Source organism: Actinokineospora sp. PR83, assembly GCF_021056305.1.
GTDB classification, from domain to species: Bacteria; Actinomycetota; Actinomycetes; order Mycobacteriales; family Pseudonocardiaceae; genus Actinokineospora; species Actinokineospora spheciospongiae.
This window is the reverse complement of record NZ_JAJCXD010000118.1, coordinates 13,393-29,265: the sequence shown is the minus strand read 5'-3', so window position 1 is coordinate 29,265 and position 15,873 is coordinate 13,393. Positions and strand designations below refer to the sequence as shown.

Genomic DNA, 15,873 nt, shown 5'->3' with positions numbered 1-15,873 from the left:
AGACAGGCCGCGCTCGACTACATCGAAGCCGAGTGGACCGACATGCGACCTGCGAGTCTGCGTGCGGCCATGGGGGCGTGACCACCGCTGCGGGCCGCGGCGGCCCGGGCGCGCGACGCCCGGGCCGCCTGCCCGCCCCTGCGGTCCGCCGCCACCACGCCACCCCGGCGCACCCGCCGCGTCGAACCCGCCGCCGGTCGCGCGTCCACTGGACACAAACGTGCCACGTCCTCACAAAAGCCTGACGACGTGGCTTTGTGAGCTTTTATCACCCGATTGTCGCAAAGGAATGCGGTGTGCGCAGACGCATCAGCGTGTTGCACCATTCCAGAAACTGATTCACATTAAAGATGTGAATAATTCACGCGTTGACCCACAAGTTGTCAGTCATCTGCAAACCACGGCACTCGACGCGGATTCGTCCAATGCACCGCAGCGATCGAGCCGGGAAATCAGCCAGCGAAAGTACGCGGCCGGTGAGCACGCGGAAGCGTCTCACGAATGAATACGCGGTCCACCTCGGCACTCGCGCAGGAAAACACCAGCCCACGACTGCGCAGGCGCGGGCCGCCACTGGTGATTGGTCGCGACCCCCTCGGCCGCGCGAACGGTCACACCACCAAAAAGAAACGCCCTCCCGTCGAAGTGTGCCGCCACCCGCGTGGGACCGGTCCCGCCATCGGTTGCACCGACAACGACCCCGTCCCCGCCCACGCGGGGGAGCGACACCGTCTGCTTACCCAAATCGAGGCTCACTCTAACCGCTCGGAGAGTGACGCGCGGCACAGTTGTCTGCACGTGCGAATGGCCCGGCAGACGGGTGCGCCTGCCGGGCCATTCGGGGGGTCGGGTCAGTTGGGCTGGACCAGCACGGGCACCGACTTGGCGCCCAGCAGCGCGTGCACGTCGAAGAAGTCGATCTCGCCCTCCGGGTCCACCCGGATGTCGCGGTAGCGGTCCAGCAGCATGTTCACCGCGATCTTGGCCTCCAAGCGGGCCAGCGGGGCACCCAGGCAGAAGTGGATGCCGTGGCCGAACCCCGCCTGCTTGCTGGACTCGCGCCGGGGGTCGAAGACCTCGGGGTCGGTGAACACCGACTCGTCCCGGTTGGCCGAGGCCAGCCAGGCGAACACGATCTGCCCGGCCGGGATCGTCGTGCCGCTCAGCTCGACGTCGGCGGTGGTGAGCCGGGCCAGCTTGGTGAACGGCGGGCGCATGCGCAGCACCTCCTCCAGCATCCCCGGCACCAGGCCGCGGTCCGCCCGGACGTCCTCGACCACCCGCGGCGCCGAGTCCAGGCACAGCAGGGTGTTGCCGAGCAGCGCGGTGGTGGTGATGTGGCCCGCCAGCAGCAGCAGCGCGGTGAACCAGACGATCTCGTCGTCGTCCAGCGAACGCCCGTCCACCTGCGTGTTGACCAGCGCGGTGACCAGGTCGTCGGTCGGGTTCACCCGGCGCCGCCGCACGTGCTCCAGCATGTAGGCGCCCATCTCCCGGACCGTGGGCGCGATCGCGGCCACCTGGTCGCCGAGCGCGTCGAGCAGCGGTTCGTCGGCCGGGGGCTCGTTGTTGAGCAGGATGTCGGCCCAGCGCTGGAAGGTCTCCCGGTCGGAGCTGGGGATACCGATCATCTCCGAGATCACGATGACCGGCAGCGGGTAGCTCAGCTCGTGGACCAGGTCGAACCGGTCGCGCCCGGCCACCCCGTCGAGCAGTTCCGCGGTGACCTCGGTGATGCGCGGGGCCAGCTCGGCGACGAACTTCGGGGTGAAGGCCTTGCTGACCAGACCGCGCATCTGCCGGTGCAAGGGCGGATCGATGCTGATCAGGTTGCCCTTGGCGATCTTGTCGATGTCCGGGTCGCTGGGCACCAGTTCGGACATGTCGCTGGAGAACGTCGCCGGGTCGGACAGGATGCGGGTGACGTCGCGGTGGTTGAACGCCTCCCACGCCTGGATGCTCTCGTTGAACACGACCGGCTCGTGGGCCCGGTGGTGGGCCAACCGGGTGAACAGGTCCACCAGGTCGGCGGGCTCGGTGGGGCTGGGGCCGTTGCGTAAGGAAGTCATGGTTGCCTCTCAGCGGGCGGTGCCCGCGGTCGTGTCGGTCCTGCTCGGGGTCGTGCTGTCGGACTGGCGGTCGGGTCGGCGGTCACCGAACCGGTGGCGGGCGTAGGCGTCCCGCAACTCCTCCAGGTCGGCGACCACCCGGGGGGCGACCTGCCGCAGCACGCGCGCGTCGGGCCGCCGGTCGGGTTCGAAGGCCACCCGCAGCGTGTCCGCCAGTGCCCGGGCGCGGCGGGCGTCCGAGGCGGGCACGTCGTCGGCGGTGACCGGTCCGGTGAGGTTGAACCCGGTGATGACGCAGTTCACCGCGTACGCCTGGTCGTCGAGGTCGGTGTCCGCGCGCACCAGGCCGTGCTCGCGCAGCCGGGCGAGGTAGGAGCGCAGGAAGGCGGCCTGCCTGCCCTCGTCCATGGTGCTCGCGTGCCGGGCCAGGTTGCCCAGCAGCTCGCCGTCGCCGCCGTAGACCGCGCGCAGCAGCGGCCGGTCGAGCACCACCTCGAAGCACACCCGCTGCATCCGGTGCAGGAGCACGACCTCGGGGTCCGCCCGCATCCGGTCCAGCAGCGCGTCGACCATGGCGATGGACTCGCGCAGCAGCACCGCGACGAACAGCGACTCCCTGGTGCGCCAGTGCAGGTAGAGCGTGCCCTTGCCGACCCCGGCGGCGCGGGCGACGTCCTGCATCGTCACCCGCTGGTAGCCCCACCGCAGGATGAGCCCGGCCGCCGCGTCCAGGATGCGTTCGGCGCGCTCGGCGTGGTCGGCCCCGGTGTCGCTCACCCGACAGCCCCCAGGACGTTTGACCGATTCGGTTTTTTGGTCACGACTGACCCTAAGCGCCCGCGCGCCATCCGACAACCCCAATGCCGAGGTCCACTCAAGACAGCCCGGGCCCCGCTCCCCCACCACCCGTTCGGCGCTACCGACCCCCCCACGACCCCGGCTAGGGTCTGGCGATTCGGTCGGGGACCGCAGCGGCGAGGAGATCGACATCGACGCCATCACAGCCCTGGTCCGCTCGTACTACGACAGAGTCGACTCCGGCGACCCCACCCTGTTCGACCTCTTCCACGACGACATCCGCTACAAGCGCCCCGGCTACCCGACGATCACCGGCCTGGTCGACCTCCGGGCCTTCTACCGCTCCACCCGCCTGGTCGACCGGGGCCGCCACCACACCCTGTCGGTGTTCCGGTCGGGCGAGCAGGCCGCGGTGGAGGGCCGGTTCACCGGCTCACTGCGCGACGGGTCCACAGTGGACCTCAGGTTCAGCGACTTCTTCGACACCGTCGCCCACCCACCCGGCGAACACGGCGCCCTCATCCTCTCCCGCCGCACCTACTTCGGCGACACCCGGGTCTGACCAGCGCGCCACACCCCGCTCCCACCGAGCAGGCCCTAGGGTCGGTGCTCGGACGCGCACCGGGGTCCGGGCCCAGCGGACCCCGGTGGCACGAGACGGTGGGAGGGCGTCCTGTGCGGCTGCGTGGTGTCGGCAAGCGGTACTCCGGCGGCCGGGCGGTGCTGCGCGGGGTGGACGTGGACCTCGTGCCCGGCGAGGTGCTCGCCGTGACCGGGGGCAACGGTTCGGGCAAGTCGACCCTGCTGCGGATCGTGGTGGGTGCGACCCGCCCGACCAGCGGGCGGGTGCTCGACCGGCCGCGGCAGGTCGGGTACGTGCCGGAGCGGTTCCCGTCCGACGAGCGGCTGACCGCCCGCTCGTACCTGGCGCACATGGGCAGGCTGCGCGGGCTGGGCACGGCCCAAGCCGTGGAGCGGGGGTCGGGGCTGCTGGAGCGGCTCGCGCTCGTCGGCGGTGCCGACACGCCCCTGCGCGGGTTGTCCAAGGGGAACCTGCAGAAGGTGGCGGTGGCGCAGGCCCTCGTGGTGCCACCCGCGCTGCTCGCGCTGGACGAGCCGTGGTCCGGCCTGGACCGCGCCGCGCACGGTGTGCTGGGCGAGCTGATCGCCGAGGTCGCGGCGGCGGGCGGCTCGGTGGTGTTCACCGATCACCGCGAATCCGTGGTGGCGCTGACCGCGGACCGCGTCTGCCACGTGCGGGAGGGCCGCGTCTCGGTGGTGGACGTCGACCCCGCCGACCGGGTGGCCGTCACCCGCGTGGTGCTGCGCCCGCCCCGGCTGCCGGGGCCACCGCTGGCCGACCCGCTGCTGCACGGGGTGTTCGACGCGCGCGACGACGGTGGTCTGGTCGTGGTGCGGGTGATCAGTGGGCAGGCCGACGGGTTCCTGCTGGCCGCGTTGCGGCAGGGGTGGTCGGTGGCGCGGGTGGACGAGCCCGCCGCCGCGCCCGGGAGGCACCGGTGATCGCCCTCGTCCGCTACACGGCCGCGGTCATGTTCCACTCCCAGCGGTACCTGCCGCCCGCGCTGGTGTTCATCGCGTGCATGGCCCTGTTCGCCAACGACGCGGGCGCGCAACCGGTGGTGCCGATCTTCGCGCCGATGACCGCGGTGGCGCTGGTCTGCTCCGCGTGGTCGACCGCCGCGCTGATCGGTGTGGAGGACCCGGTGCAGCGCGCGATCACCGCGGTGAACACCGGCCGCACCTGGGCGCTGCTGGTCGCGGTGGTCGTCGTGGTGCTGCTGACCTCGGTGGTGCTGGCCGGGCTGGTGGTGGTGCTGCCCGGGGTGTTGGGCAACGACCGGGTGACCGCCCTGGACCTGGCGACCGGCGCGGTGGCGCTGGTGGCCGCGTCCTGCCTGGGCACCGCCATCGGCATGGTCACCTCGCGGCTGGTGTTCCGCAGGCCGGGGTGGTCGCTGCTGGCCGCGCTGCTGCTGCTGGTCGTCGTGCTGCTCACGCGCGGGCTGCCGCCGATCAACCCGCTGGTCCTGCTGCTCGCGCGCACCGAGTCGGCCACCGCCGACGTACTGGCCACGACCGCGTGGAACGCGGTCGTGGCCGTGGTGGTGCTGCTGCTGTGCGCCGCGGTCACCCAGGTCGTCGCCACCCGCCGGGACTGAGCGGCGGCGCCCGGGCGGCCTGCCGGGCTACGGCGCGGCGGGCGCGCTGGAACCCGTCGGCGCCGACGACGTCGGCCGGGCCGAGGACGTGCCGGAGCTGCTCGGCGCCGACGAGGCGGCGGTCGAGGTCGGTGCCGGGGACAACTGCCCCGCGCCGTTGGTGATCAGGTTTCGCAGCGGTTCGGCCGCCGGTTCGGCCGAGTTCCGGACGCAGTCGACCTTCTCCGGGGTGGGCAGGACCGCGGTGTCCTTGACACCGACGTCCACCAGCGCGGTCACGGCCTTGATGCCGGACTTGGCGCGGGTGCCCGCGCACGGGTCGCTCAGGAGTTCACCGATCAGGGCGGTCGGGGCGGCGGCGCGGGCGCCCGCCGGGCCCGTCGCCTGGTCGACCAGGGCCTTGATCGGGTTGGTCGCGGCGGCGGCGGCTTCGGCGAAGCAGGTGCCGCTGCCCGGGTCCTGCAACCGGGGCAGGTCGCGGGGGACCTCGATCGCGGCGAGGCCGGGCAGGGCGGGCAGCTCGGTGGTGGGGGTGCCGAGGCACTCGGCGGTGGTGCGGGCGACCAGGGCCCACGGCACGTCGGCCGCGGCGGCGGGCGGGGCGGCGGCGGCGAGCGCGGTGGCGCCGCCCAGGATGCCTGCGGTGACGGCGCAGGCGGCGAGAGCCCTACGGGTTGGCAACGAGTGCTCCTCTGTGGATCGTCGTCGGGCGGGCGGGTCCACCCGGGCCGCCGACGCGCGGGCGCGGGCCGAGGACCGCCGGTGCTGCGCCGCCTCGACCTCCGCCCTGACCACCGCCCCGGGGTCCGGTGAGGACGTTCCGGGGGTGCCCGCCCGGCGATCGGCTTGAACCGGGTATCACCCGGTCGAGTTCGTCCGCGTGGTCGAACCGGTGCACCAGGTCCTTGCCAGAGGCGAAGAACAACTCCCCGGCCACCGCGTGGACGACCCGCCCGCCGTCCCGGTCGAGCCGGGGGCTCGCCTCGACCCCCGGCACCGGGGGAAGGGCAGCAGTGGTGGGCGAACACGCGCACATCGGTGAGGTGGTCACCCGCACCGAGCTGCGAGTCCAGTTGGCCCGCGCCGAGGAGTTCGCCGCCACCCTGGCCGCCCGCCTCTCCCCCGCGGGCTGAGCCGCGCAGCTCACCGCCCGCGCCGTGGCGGCGGTGACCTGGCGGTTCACCCGTTGGTGGCCGGGGTACGTAGGCGCCGTCCGGGCGACGAGGCGAGGAGACACCAGGTGAGCGGCGCAGTGGGCGAGGTGAAGGACCACCCCGCCGTGCAGGGGCTGGGCCGGGTCGGGATGGTGTTCTACGGGGCCGTGCACGTGATCATCGCCTGGCTCGTCGCCCAGGTGGCCCTCGGGGACGCCAGTCGCAAGGCCGACTCCAAGGGCGCGCTCACCGAGGTGTCGCAGACCGCGTTGGGGCCGTTCCTGTTGTGGGCGTTGGCGATCGGGTTGGCGTTCTTCGTGCTCTGGCAGGTGGTGGAGGCGTTCGCGGGCTACACCTACGTCCGGGAGAAGCGCAAGCGGACCGGCAAGCGCATCGGCGCAGGCGCACGCGCGATCACCGCGACCACCATCGCCGTGGCGGCGCAGCAGTACGCGCGGGGCAAGGGCGGGTCCGACTCCACCGGGACGCAGCGCGAGCTGACCGCCCGCGTGCTGGCGCTGCCGTTCGGGCAGGTGCTGGTGGGGGCGGTGGCCGTGGGCATCCTGGTGATCGCGGGCGTGGTGCTGCGCAAGGGGGTCAAGAAGTCCTTCGAGCGCGACCTCGACCTCTCCGAGCTGCCCGCGGGCTCCCGCCGCGTGGTCGAGCGGTTGGGTCGCGCGGGCTGGATCGGCAAGGGTGCCGCCTACGCCGTCATCGGCGTGCTGGTCGGGATCGCCGCCGTCACCGCCGACCCCGGTCGCTCCGGCGGGTTGGACAACGCCCTGCGCACCCTGGCAGCCCAGCCCTACGGCACCGTGCTGCTGGCCCTGATCGCCGTGGGCTTCGCCGCCTTCGGCGTCTACTGCGTCGCCGCCGCCAAGGCCCACCGCCACTGACCCGGGGGCGGGGTTCAGGGCTTGGAGCCGAGCCGGCCCTTGTAGGTGATCAGGGCTGCGGTGGCGCTGGTCACGAGGCTGATGAGGATGACCCGTTCCCAGCGGCCGAGGTCGAAGGTCACGGCCAGCAGCGGCGTGATCAGGACCGAGCCGAGCAGCAGGCCGAGGACGAGCGGAAGTCTGCGCCGCGCTGGACGACCGGGCATGGTGGATTCCCCCCACTCGACAGGTTCCGCGGCTCGACCGCTTGACCCGGAGGTACCCGTGCCCGTGATCACCGAACCGACCGGTTGATCACCAACCCACCGCCGCGCGTCAGCGGCGGCGGCGCCTGCGGCCGAGGACGGTGGCGGTCACCGCACCCACCACGGCACCCACCGCGGCGGGGACGAGCGGGTTCGGCCGGTCGGTGGCGGTGATGTTGAGCGCCGCGGCGGGGGGTGGGCGGATCGCCTGGCGCCTGGCGGTGTCGCGGCCGGTGGCGGTCCACGCGGTGATGAAGACCAGCAGCCGCGAGACCAGTGAGATGAACACCAGCAGGCCGATCACCGAACCGAAGGCCACCCCGGTCGGCGAGTCGCCGATGATGCCCAGGTAGACGTTGCCCGCCAGCTTCAGCAGCTCGAACCCGACCGAGGCCGCCGCAGCGCCGCGCACGGCGCTGCGGATGCCGACCGGTTGGCGGGGCAGCTTTGCCAGCACCCAGAGGAACACCAGCCAGTCGGCCACCAGGACCAGCACCAGCGACGCCAGCCGCAGCAGCGCGGTCGCCCACGCGGTGTCGTCGACCCCCAGCAACCGCAGCAGGTCGCCGCCGACCGCCGTGCCCACCGCGGTGAGCGCGAACGAGACCAGCAGTGCCAGCACCAGGCTGATCAGCGCGAGCAGGTCGCGGACGATGGTCCGCAGCAGCGGTTGGTTGACCCGCTGCTGGTCCCACATGGCGGTGAGCGAGTCGCGCAGGGCGTTCATCCAGTTCCAGCCGGAGTACAGGCCGATCAGCAGGCCCAGCACGCCGATGTGGGTGCGCTGGTCGATGAGGTTGTCCAGCAGCCGCCCCACCTCCTCGTCGAGCGGACCGGGCACCACGTTGGCCACCCCGACGCGCAGTTCCGAGAGCAGTTCGGGGCTGCCCGCCAGCAGGAACCCGGCGGTGGAGAACCCCACCATCAGCATGGGGACCAGCGACAGCACGCTGAAGTAGGTGATCGAGGCGACGTACTGGTAGCCGCTGTGCTCGATGTAGCGGTCGACGGCGCGGGCGAGGTGGTCGAGCCACCGGTACCGCTCGCGGGACCGGCGCCACCGCGCACCCCAGTCGACCGCGGGCCGTGATCGTTTTGTGCGCACGGGCATATGTCTACTGGGTGGCGGGCCGACCTGCCGAACGGTCCCCGCCGATGGGCGGTGCGGGGGGTGCGGGCGCCGCAGGCAGCGGCCGGGGACCACCGCCCGCCCGGGCGCGCACCGACCGCGACCCACCGCCGGATGCTCAGCGCGGCAACGGTTTCCCCGCCCGCAGCGCCGTCGCCAGGTCGGCGGCGGCGATCGCGGCAACGGCCCCGAGCGCGACCGCGACCCGCCTGCGCCGCCCGCCGCCGCGGTTCCCCATGGCGACGGCGAGCCCGGTCAGGTCGATCACGTCCCCCACCACCCGGGTCCACACCCACGCCCCGGTCCGCTTGCTCCCCAGCAGCCCGGCCGCGTGGACGAGTTCCCGCGCGCCCACCAGCGGCACGACCACCCGGGAGGTGTCGGAGTCGTCCACCCCGCTCAGCCGCCGCACCACCCCGGGCGCGAGGACCTGCGCCGCCCCCAACCCCAGGCTGACCCACCCCAGCGCCCTCCCCCGCGCCCGGACCACTGCCCTGTTGGTCGTCTTCTCCTGCGTTATCACAACCACGATCGGCTCCACTCCGCTCACCCGAGCCGCGCACCACCGCTTCCGGCGAACACCCGCGGCACCGACGAGGGAGCGGTTACCACCCCCGCCCGCCGGTACACATGTGGATCCCGTGGTCGCGGCCGGTGTGAGATAGGCGGCACGCGGGAGCACCGGAACCGGGCGCGGCGTTGATACCGACGATGAGCGAACAACTCCGTTTCCGCGTCCTCGGTGACTCCCTCGCAGCGGGTGTGGGGTGCGCGCGGGCCGAGCAGACCCTGGGCCACCTCATGTCCGACGTGCTGCGCGCGGCCGGGCACCGGGTGGACCTCGGGGTGCACGCCGTGTCCGGCGCGCGGTCGACCGACCTCGCCGCCCAGGTGCGGGGGGTGCTGCCGACCGGGGTCGACCTCGCGCTGGTCGTGATCGGCGCCAACGACCTCACCTCGTTCACCCCGCCCGCCGCGGGCGCGCAACTGCTGCACGAGGCGGTCGCGGACCTGCGCCGCGCGGGGGCGCGGGTGGTCGTGGCCACCGCACCCGACCTCAGCGTGGTCTCGCACGTGCCGCCCGCCTACCGGGCATTCGTCTCCCAGGTCAGCGCGATGTACGCCCGCGCCCAGGCCGACGCGGTGGTGCGCGCGGGCGGCGCGGTGGCGGCCGTCGGGACCGACCTGCACGACCGGTTCGCCGCGGAACCGGGCCTGTTCTCGGCCGACCGGTTCCACCCCTCCCCCGCCGGGTACGCGCTCATCGCCGATGCGCTCGCCCCGCACATCCGGGCTGCCGCGGAGCACCGGGCCGCGTGACCCGCGCGACCCGGTGTCCGCGGGGGACGGCGCGGATGCCCCCCGCGCCGCCCCCGCCGTTCAGGCCGCGTACCCCACTCGGCCCTGACCTCGGGAGCACTTCCGCCCCGACCGGTGGTCCGGGGTGAACGGCCCGGGCGCGACGTCGACCTCGGCGCCGGAGTGGAAGCCGACCGCGTAGTCGTGCTGGATGGTGACCGTCGCGGGCAGACCGGCCCGCCACAGCACCCAGCGGGGGTCCAGGCCGCGGTGGCGGTGGCCGCCGTACCAGTCGTCGTTCACGGTCAGCAGCACACCGCTGAGGCTCGCCTCGTAGGTGACCCGGAACCGCGCGGTGACCGATTCGGCCACCAGGTAGGCGGTCTCGGTGGAGTGCGCGGGCACGTCACTGCTCGCGCTCGCACCGACCAGGGTGGACCGGCTCCGGAAGGCGGTGTCGGACCAGCCGGTCTCGAAGCCGAAGGACCGCCGCCCCTCGATGTCGACGCTGACGCCGATCGTGCCCGCGCAGGCGAAGGCACCGCTCTGGGTCTGCGAGCGGATGACCGTCTCGGACTTGGCGACCGACATGCCCGCCGAGCGGTGCACGGGGTGGTCGCCCCCGTTGTCCCACTGCACGTGCTGGGCGATCACCGGCACGGCGTCGACGCCGAGGAACTCAGCGCCGGTGGACTGGAGGGTGACGGTGACCGGCTGCCAGCCGAAGACGTCGTAGGAGTTGTCGTGGTGGGGGCGGGACGTGGTGGGGTTGCGCAGGAACCAGCGGTCCGGAGCCTTGCCGATGCCCGCACCGCACGCCGCCCGGATGCCCTCCTGGTCGCCGAAGCCGAAGGCCGCCGCCTCGTCCTCGGTGATGGTGTGCGCCAGCGTGCCCCACGCGTTCACCCCGCACCCGGCCCGGTCGAGCCCGGCGGTGAGTTCCACGTTCAGGTCAGGCATCGTCACTCCGATCCAGGAGTCGAACCGCCCGAACGGCGGTCGCGGCGCGGGTGGCGCCCGGTCCGCCCGGCTCGGACGCTGTACGAACTCCCTATCGGACAGCGCGCGAACGCTGTTTCAGCACGGGGCTGACGTTCCCACGCGTGGAGTAGCCGCTCTGACGCGGAGTGACGATCGGCCTGTGAGGACAGTGGCACCGCGTCTTCCTGCACACTTCCGAGCGCCCACTTCCCCGGGCAATCCACCGGACCGTGACCACCACGAGCCGCGATGGCCTAGCGTGTGCCCCCGGCACCACCACGACCAGACCGAGGGGATGGCGCATGACCGACACAGAGGGGTTCCTGAAGGTGGTCTTCGACCTCCCGGAGGACACCGCTTCCCACGCGTGCGCCGGTTCCGAACTGCTGTGGGTGGAGAAGACCGCCGTGCGGGCGGAGTTCCAGGTGCGCAACACGCCGTTCTACGTGAAGGGCATCGCCTGGGGTGACACCATCAAGGCCCGGCTCGACTCCGAGCGGCGGGAAATCGTCTTCGACGGGTTCGTCGCCGAGTCGGGGCACTCGACCGTCCGATTGGTCATCCTGGACGACGAGGCGTGGGAGGCGGTCGAGGCGCTGCTCGAGGGCCGCGGTTGCTCCTGGGAGGTCTTCAGCACCGGTGTCCTGTGGGCGGTCGACGTGCCACCGGAGGTCGACTACCCGTCCCTGCGGACCGACCTCCTCCGCCTGCACGAGGCGGGGAAGATCGGCATCCAGGAAGCCGCCCTGGCCACACCGCACCGACCCGGGACGTAGGCCCCGACCGGCGGGACCGATCAGGATCGCCGGTTCCGCGACCACCCGCCGAGGGTGGCGTAGTCGGTGTCGGTGAGGCCGCGCCGGGGGTCGGCCACGGGGCACGGTATCCCGGCGGTCACAGGTCCTTGCGGACGAAGGAGGTGGCTGCCAGGCCCCAGATCATGGCCACCCACAGCGCCGCCCACGCCAGGTAGGCGGGGCTGAGCGCGGACTGGCTCAGGAACGGGAAGCCGTCGAAGCCGGGGCCTGCGTCCGCCAGCGCGGCCGCGTCCTGGAAGCCGTGCATGGCCCCGCGCCAGAGGCCGTCGGTGGGCAGGAGCACCCGGGAGACGGTGCCGACGCGGGCGACGCCCTCGTTGCCCAGGGCGGCGCCGAGGCCGCCGACGACGCCCGCGACCCAGGTGGCACCGAAGAGGCCGACCGCGACCACGCCGGAGGCCATCGGGGAGATGACCGTGGACAGCAGCAGGCCCAGGGTGAGCAGCACGGTGGTCTGGGCGGCGAGCAGGGCGAGGGCGGTGGCGGGCTGCGGGGGCCAGTAGTCCACCGTCCACAGCACCACGAGGCACTGGGCGAGGCCCGCGAGGACGATGAAGCCGCTGCCGAAGGCCACCAGGCCCAGCCACTTGCCCAGCAGCAGCGCGGAGCGGCGGATCGGGCGGGCGAGCACCGACAGGGCGATGCCCGACTCCGTCTCGCCGGACAGGGTGGGGCCGGTGAGGAACGCCGTGCCCAGGGCCGCGATCAGGCTGAAGCCGAACATGACCAGGTTGAGGAGCTGGGAGGCCACCAACCGGGCTTGGCCGCTGGTGAGTTCCATCCCGGATTCGGCCAGCAACCGGGAGAAACCCCAGGCGCTCAGGCCGAGCAGGGCGACCGTGAGCACCGCCAGGGCCCACAGCACGCGCCTGCGGGACGCCTCGCGCAGGGTCAGGGCGGCGATGGTCAACACCGTTCGGACCGTCGTCATCGGTCGCTCCCGTTCTCCGCGCTCTTGTTGCCTGCGGTCTTGTTCTCGGCGTTCTTGTGCTCAGCGCGGGCGTTCTCCGCGCGGAGGATGCCCAGCAGGCGTTGCTCCAGGCTGATCCGCGCCGGTTCGACGGCGTGCAGCCGCACACCCGCGGCGGCCAGGTCGTGCACCAGGTCCGGGACGGTGGTGTCGTCCTCGACGGCGGGCAGGGCGACGGTGAACCAGTCGCCCTGCCGGTTGACGGTGCCGGTGGCGGTCAGGCGCGCTTCGGCGGCCGGGGTGAGGTCGGTCAGGCGGAGGCGGACCTCGCGGGTGCCGAGCAGTTCGGCGAGGGTGCCCGAGGCGACGACGCGGCCGTGGTCGAGGATGACCGCCCGGTCGCAGACCCGTTCCACCTCACCGATGAGGTGCGAGTTGAGCAGCACCGCGACGCCGCGCGACTTGAGCGACAGCACGATGTCGCGCACGTCGGCGCGGCCGAGCGGGTCCAGGGCGCTGGTGGGTTCGTCCAGGACCACCAGTTCGGGGCGGGCCACCAGGGCCACCGCCAGGCCGAGCCGCTGCTGCATCCCCTTGGAGAAGCCGCCGACGCGGTCGCCCGCCCGGTCGGCCAGCCCCACCAATCCCAGGCAGTCGCGCTGCTCCTGCCTCGGCACGTCGGCCCCGGCCAGCCGGACGTGCAGGGCCAGCACCTCCGCCGCGGTCAGCCACGGCTGGTACCGGAACAGCTCGGGCAGGTAGCCGACGCCAACGCGGGCGGCCGGTTCGCGCGCCGGGCGGCCCAGGAGCATGGCCTCCCCGGCGTCCGGGGTGACCAGGCCGAGCAGCATCTTGATCACCGTGGTCTTGCCCGCCCCGTTGGGTCCGAGCAGCCCGACCACCTCGCCGCGGCCGACCTGGAACGACACGTCGTCCACCGCCTGCCGCCGCCGGTACCCCTTGCGCAGCCCCGAACACCACGCGGCGGGTGTGGGTGGCAGGTCGGCCACCAGCCGCGCGGCGTCCCGCGTGTTCTGCCCGGTCATGGTCAGCGCACCTCCCCGGCGATCGCCAGCACCTCGTCGGCGTCGAACGCCCCGGCCACCGCGGTGACCACCCCGTCGTCGACCCACACCACGGCCGCCATCGTGGCGTCCCTGGTGGCCAGGACGGTGGCGGGCACGCCGTGCACCTGCGCGGTCGAGCTGGTGACGTGGTCGCCGGGCACGGGCAGCGGCAGCGTGGAGCCGTTGGAGAAGGCGCGCAACTGCGCCGCGATGTTCTCGGGCAGGCCCGGGAAGGACAGCAGGTAGTCCCGCACGACCTCGAACGGCACCCCGGCGGACACCGCCGTGGGCGCGACAGCGCGCCCCACCACGAGCGCGGGCACACCGGCGGCCTGCGACCAGACCGCGGCCACCCCCGGTCCCGCCACCAACCGCACCTGGCTGCCGTCCACCCCCGGCGGGGGCGACGGCATCCGCTCCCCGGCCCCGGCGGCGGCCCGCGCGGCGCGCTCCGCGGCGAAGGTGAACGTGATGCTGACCTTGCCGCCCACCCGGTACTCCGGGCCGCCCGAGACCCCGCGGGGCAGCACGGCCAACTCCGGCACGTCGACCCCGGTCTCGGCGGTCGCGGCCGCCGCGTCGCGCACCCGGTGCACGTCGCCGTCCCGGGTCACGGCGACGTCGCCGTAGGCGCTCAGGTCGGGCAGGGCCATCACGTCGGCGGTGCTGAGGCTGACCGCGCCGACCTGTTCGGTCCGGAAGATCGGCAGCCAGTCGTTGGCGGCGGCGGTACCCGCCCCCGCCAGCACGACAGCGGCGGCGAGCGCCGCGACGACCGGGCGCCGCAGGATCGAGCGCCCCCGGCGCGGCGTCATCGCCCGCACGGACCGCTCCACGGGCACCGCGGACAGCCGCTGCCAGGCCGCGTCGACATCGATGTCAACTCCATCGATGTCGGTTCGCGCACCCACCGACAGGGCCGCACCGACGCGGGCGGCGTCTTCGCGCACACCCGCCAACTCCTCCAGGCACCGCGTGCAGTCCGCGACGTGCCGCCGATCGGCGTCGGCGACGCCCGCGGGCTCGTCGACCAGCCTGCGCAGCACGCCCTCACCCGGATGACGCATGACGGTTCAACTCCTCACGCAGAGCGGTTTCGGCGCGTCGCACGGTGGTGCCGACGCTGCCGGGGGACATGTCGAGCGCCGCGGCCACCTCGGCGTAGCTCAGGCCGCTATGCCGCAGCACCAGGGCCACGGCCTGCTTGCGGGGCAACCGCCCGAGCGCCGCCCGGACCCGGCCGCGCTCCTCGGTCACCACCACCGCGTCGGCCACGTCGCCCACGACGACGGGCTCCGCGGCGGCGGCGGTCTCCTCCCGCGAGGCGCGGCGGCGCCCGGAGCGGATCAGGTTCAGCGCGGTGTGCGCGGCGGCGACCGACAGCCACCCCCGGGCTTCCCCCTCGGGCACCTGAGAACGGCCGAAGGAGAGGAACACCTCCTGCGCCACGTCCTCGGCCTGGTCCCGGGAACCCAGGACCCGGGCCGCCACACCGACCACCCACCGGTACTCCCGGCGGAACACCTCGGCCAGGTCCGGGCGCACGCCACCGCTGTCCGCCACGCCCCCGCCCCTCTCCCGCCGCCCCACCCCGGCACCGGGAACCGCCAAGACGGCCGCCGGGGCCGCTCGACCGCGCTGAACCAACTCCATACCCCTACAGCACCGCCGGGCCCACGAATGTGACACCCGGACACAGCCGGAAAAATTCCGGGCTTCAAACGCACAGCCGAACGGCCCCATTCGGGCACCGACAGCACCATGCCGGGCGTCGGACGCACCCGGTTCCCGTTGAGCACCACGGCAGGAGTGCGGGCTGCGACCACGCCCGGCCCAACCGGAAACCACAGCAAAACCCCGGCTTCCAAACACTTCGCCGTCACGCAGCATCACCAACGCGACCGCGTGGAAGACCGCGGGTGACGGAGGGTGATCACCGGAGTACGGTCGTGGCGTGCGGGTGCGAGAACGGGAAGGCCGGGCGGTGGCGGCGGTCTCCGATTGCCTGGCGCTCCCCCGCGCCTCGGGCAGCCCGTGGCCGGACCTGGGGGCGCTGGCCGAAGCGATCGCCGGGGCCGCGGAGGTCGACGGGTGCTGGTTCACCGTGGCCGGGAACCGGTTCGGCTGGGGGGTGGACGGCCCCGCCTGGTCGGCCGTGGTGGAGCACGGCGGCGAGGCGCAGGGGGTGGTGGCGGTGTGCCCGGAGTCGGCCGGGCCGCTGGAGGGGTTGGCGGCGGTGCTGGGGCCGGTGTTCGCCGCGGCGCGGCTGGCGGCCGAGACCGACGACCTGCGGCGGGCCGGGGACGCGGCGCTGCGGGAGCTGG

The 15,873-nt window shown here is 73.4% G+C and carries 19 protein-coding genes; 8 read left to right on the top strand and 11 right to left on the bottom strand.

Annotation, left to right across the window (positions count from 1 at the left end; genetic code table 11):
• Nucleotides 1-851: 851 nt before the first annotated feature.
• Together L6E12_RS31235 and L6E12_RS31230 are read right to left on the bottom strand one after the other, a co-directional pair.
• On the bottom strand, nucleotides 852-2,069 hold the full coding sequence (locus L6E12_RS31235; RefSeq protein WP_236231517.1) for a cytochrome P450: 1,218 nt from the start codon (nucleotides 2,067-2,069) through the stop codon (nucleotides 852-854).
• 9 nt (nucleotides 2,070-2,078) lie between these two features.
• Nucleotides 2,079-2,846: a TetR/AcrR family transcriptional regulator gene (locus L6E12_RS31230; RefSeq protein ID WP_236231516.1), complete on the bottom strand. Its 768-nt coding sequence runs from the start codon at nucleotides 2,844-2,846 to the stop codon at nucleotides 2,079-2,081.
• Between the two features lie 19 nt (nucleotides 2,847-2,865).
• Here L6E12_RS31230 and L6E12_RS31225 point away from each other — a divergent pair, with 19 nt between their 5' ends.
• The 3 genes from L6E12_RS31225 to L6E12_RS31215 all read left to right on the top strand — a co-directional run bounded on the left by L6E12_RS31225 (nucleotide 2,866) and on the right by L6E12_RS31215 (nucleotide 5,050).
• Nucleotides 2,866-3,429: a nuclear transport factor 2 family protein gene (locus L6E12_RS31225; RefSeq protein WP_236231515.1), complete on the top strand. Its 564-nt coding sequence runs from the start codon at nucleotides 2,866-2,868 to the stop codon at nucleotides 3,427-3,429.
• Between the two features lie 113 nt (nucleotides 3,430-3,542).
• Nucleotides 3,543-4,391 (top strand): ATP-binding cassette domain-containing protein, encoded by an 849-nt coding sequence (locus L6E12_RS31220; protein ID WP_236231514.1) that lies wholly within the window; start codon nucleotides 3,543-3,545, stop codon nucleotides 4,389-4,391.
• Entirely contained in the window at nucleotides 4,388-5,050 is a 663-nt protein-coding gene (locus tag L6E12_RS31215) for a hypothetical protein (RefSeq protein ID WP_236231513.1), read from the top strand. Before L6E12_RS31220 ends, L6E12_RS31215 begins: the two co-directional genes overlap by 4 nt.
• Before the next feature lie 27 nt (nucleotides 5,051-5,077).
• Here L6E12_RS31215 and L6E12_RS31210 read toward each other — a convergent pair whose 3' ends face one another.
• The gene (locus L6E12_RS31210) at nucleotides 5,078-5,731 is read right to left on the bottom strand and encodes a hypothetical protein (RefSeq protein WP_236231512.1); all 654 of its coding nucleotides are present in this window, start codon (nucleotides 5,729-5,731) and stop codon (nucleotides 5,078-5,080) included.
• Nucleotides 5,732-5,955: 224 nt separating this feature from the next.
• Between L6E12_RS31210 and L6E12_RS31205 the strand changes: the two genes are divergently transcribed.
• Together L6E12_RS31205 and L6E12_RS31200 are read left to right on the top strand one after the other, a co-directional pair.
• Nucleotides 5,956-6,183 (top strand): hypothetical protein, encoded by a 228-nt coding sequence (locus L6E12_RS31205; RefSeq protein WP_236231511.1) that lies wholly within the window; start codon nucleotides 5,956-5,958, stop codon nucleotides 6,181-6,183.
• Between the two features lie 107 nt (nucleotides 6,184-6,290).
• Complete coding sequence (locus tag L6E12_RS31200) at nucleotides 6,291-7,100, top strand: DUF1206 domain-containing protein (protein ID WP_236231510.1); 810 nt, start codon at nucleotides 6,291-6,293, stop codon at nucleotides 7,098-7,100.
• A gap of 14 nt (nucleotides 7,101-7,114) precedes the next feature.
• Here the strand turns inward: L6E12_RS31200 and L6E12_RS31195 are convergent, their stop codons facing one another.
• The 3 genes from L6E12_RS31195 to L6E12_RS31185 form a co-directional block, all read right to left on the bottom strand.
• Entirely contained in the window at nucleotides 7,115-7,306 is a 192-nt protein-coding gene (locus L6E12_RS31195) for a hypothetical protein (RefSeq protein ID WP_236231509.1), read from the bottom strand.
• 109 nt (nucleotides 7,307-7,415) lie between these two features.
• On the bottom strand, nucleotides 7,416-8,456 hold the full coding sequence (locus L6E12_RS31190) for a YhjD/YihY/BrkB family envelope integrity protein (RefSeq protein WP_374201977.1): 1,041 nt from the start codon (nucleotides 8,454-8,456) through the stop codon (nucleotides 7,416-7,418).
• A 136-nt stretch (nucleotides 8,457-8,592) separates the two neighbouring features.
• Nucleotides 8,593-9,003, bottom strand: a complete 411-nt coding sequence (locus L6E12_RS31185) for a hypothetical protein (RefSeq protein WP_236231507.1) — start codon at nucleotides 9,001-9,003, stop codon at nucleotides 8,593-8,595.
• A gap of 182 nt (nucleotides 9,004-9,185) precedes the next feature.
• On the opposite strand from L6E12_RS31185, the gene L6E12_RS31180 reads away from it, so the two are divergent.
• A complete protein-coding gene (locus L6E12_RS31180) occupies nucleotides 9,186-9,794 on the top strand; it encodes an SGNH/GDSL hydrolase family protein (RefSeq protein WP_236231506.1) in 609 nt (202 codons plus the stop codon).
• A 60-nt stretch (nucleotides 9,795-9,854) separates the two neighbouring features.
• Here the strand turns inward: L6E12_RS31180 and L6E12_RS31175 are convergent, their stop codons facing one another.
• Complete coding sequence (locus tag L6E12_RS31175; protein WP_236231505.1) at nucleotides 9,855-10,733, bottom strand: hypothetical protein; 879 nt, start codon at nucleotides 10,731-10,733, stop codon at nucleotides 9,855-9,857.
• Between the two features lie 323 nt (nucleotides 10,734-11,056).
• Here L6E12_RS31175 and L6E12_RS31170 point away from each other — a divergent pair, with 323 nt between their 5' ends.
• Nucleotides 11,057-11,530 carry a DUF4265 domain-containing protein gene (locus L6E12_RS31170; protein WP_236231504.1) on the top strand — a complete coding sequence of 158 codons (474 nt, stop codon included), beginning with the start codon at nucleotides 11,057-11,059 and terminating at the stop codon, nucleotides 11,528-11,530.
• A gap of 118 nt (nucleotides 11,531-11,648) precedes the next feature.
• Here L6E12_RS31170 and L6E12_RS31165 read toward each other — a convergent pair whose 3' ends face one another.
• From L6E12_RS31165 to L6E12_RS31150, 4 genes are read right to left on the bottom strand one after another with little or no spacing between them, the layout of a single operon-like run.
• Nucleotides 11,649-12,503, bottom strand: coding sequence for an ABC transporter permease (locus tag L6E12_RS31165; RefSeq protein WP_236231503.1), 855 nt, complete (start codon nucleotides 12,501-12,503; stop codon nucleotides 11,649-11,651).
• A complete protein-coding gene (locus tag L6E12_RS31160; protein ID WP_236231502.1) occupies nucleotides 12,500-13,528 on the bottom strand; it encodes an ABC transporter ATP-binding protein in 1,029 nt (342 codons plus the stop codon). Before L6E12_RS31160 ends, L6E12_RS31165 begins: the two co-directional genes overlap by 4 nt.
• Before the next feature lie 2 nt (nucleotides 13,529-13,530).
• Nucleotides 13,531-14,616: a hypothetical protein gene (locus L6E12_RS31155; protein WP_236231501.1), complete on the bottom strand. Its 1,086-nt coding sequence runs from the start codon at nucleotides 14,614-14,616 to the stop codon at nucleotides 13,531-13,533.
• A complete protein-coding gene (locus L6E12_RS31150) occupies nucleotides 14,600-15,112 on the bottom strand; it encodes a sigma-70 family RNA polymerase sigma factor (protein WP_236231500.1) in 513 nt (170 codons plus the stop codon). Before L6E12_RS31150 ends, L6E12_RS31155 begins: the two co-directional genes overlap by 17 nt.
• Nucleotides 15,113-15,503: 391 nt before the next feature.
• Here L6E12_RS31150 and L6E12_RS31145 point away from each other — a divergent pair.
• Nucleotides 15,504-15,873: hypothetical protein (locus L6E12_RS31145; protein WP_236231499.1), on the top strand; the 370-nt coding region annotated here is incomplete at its 3' end.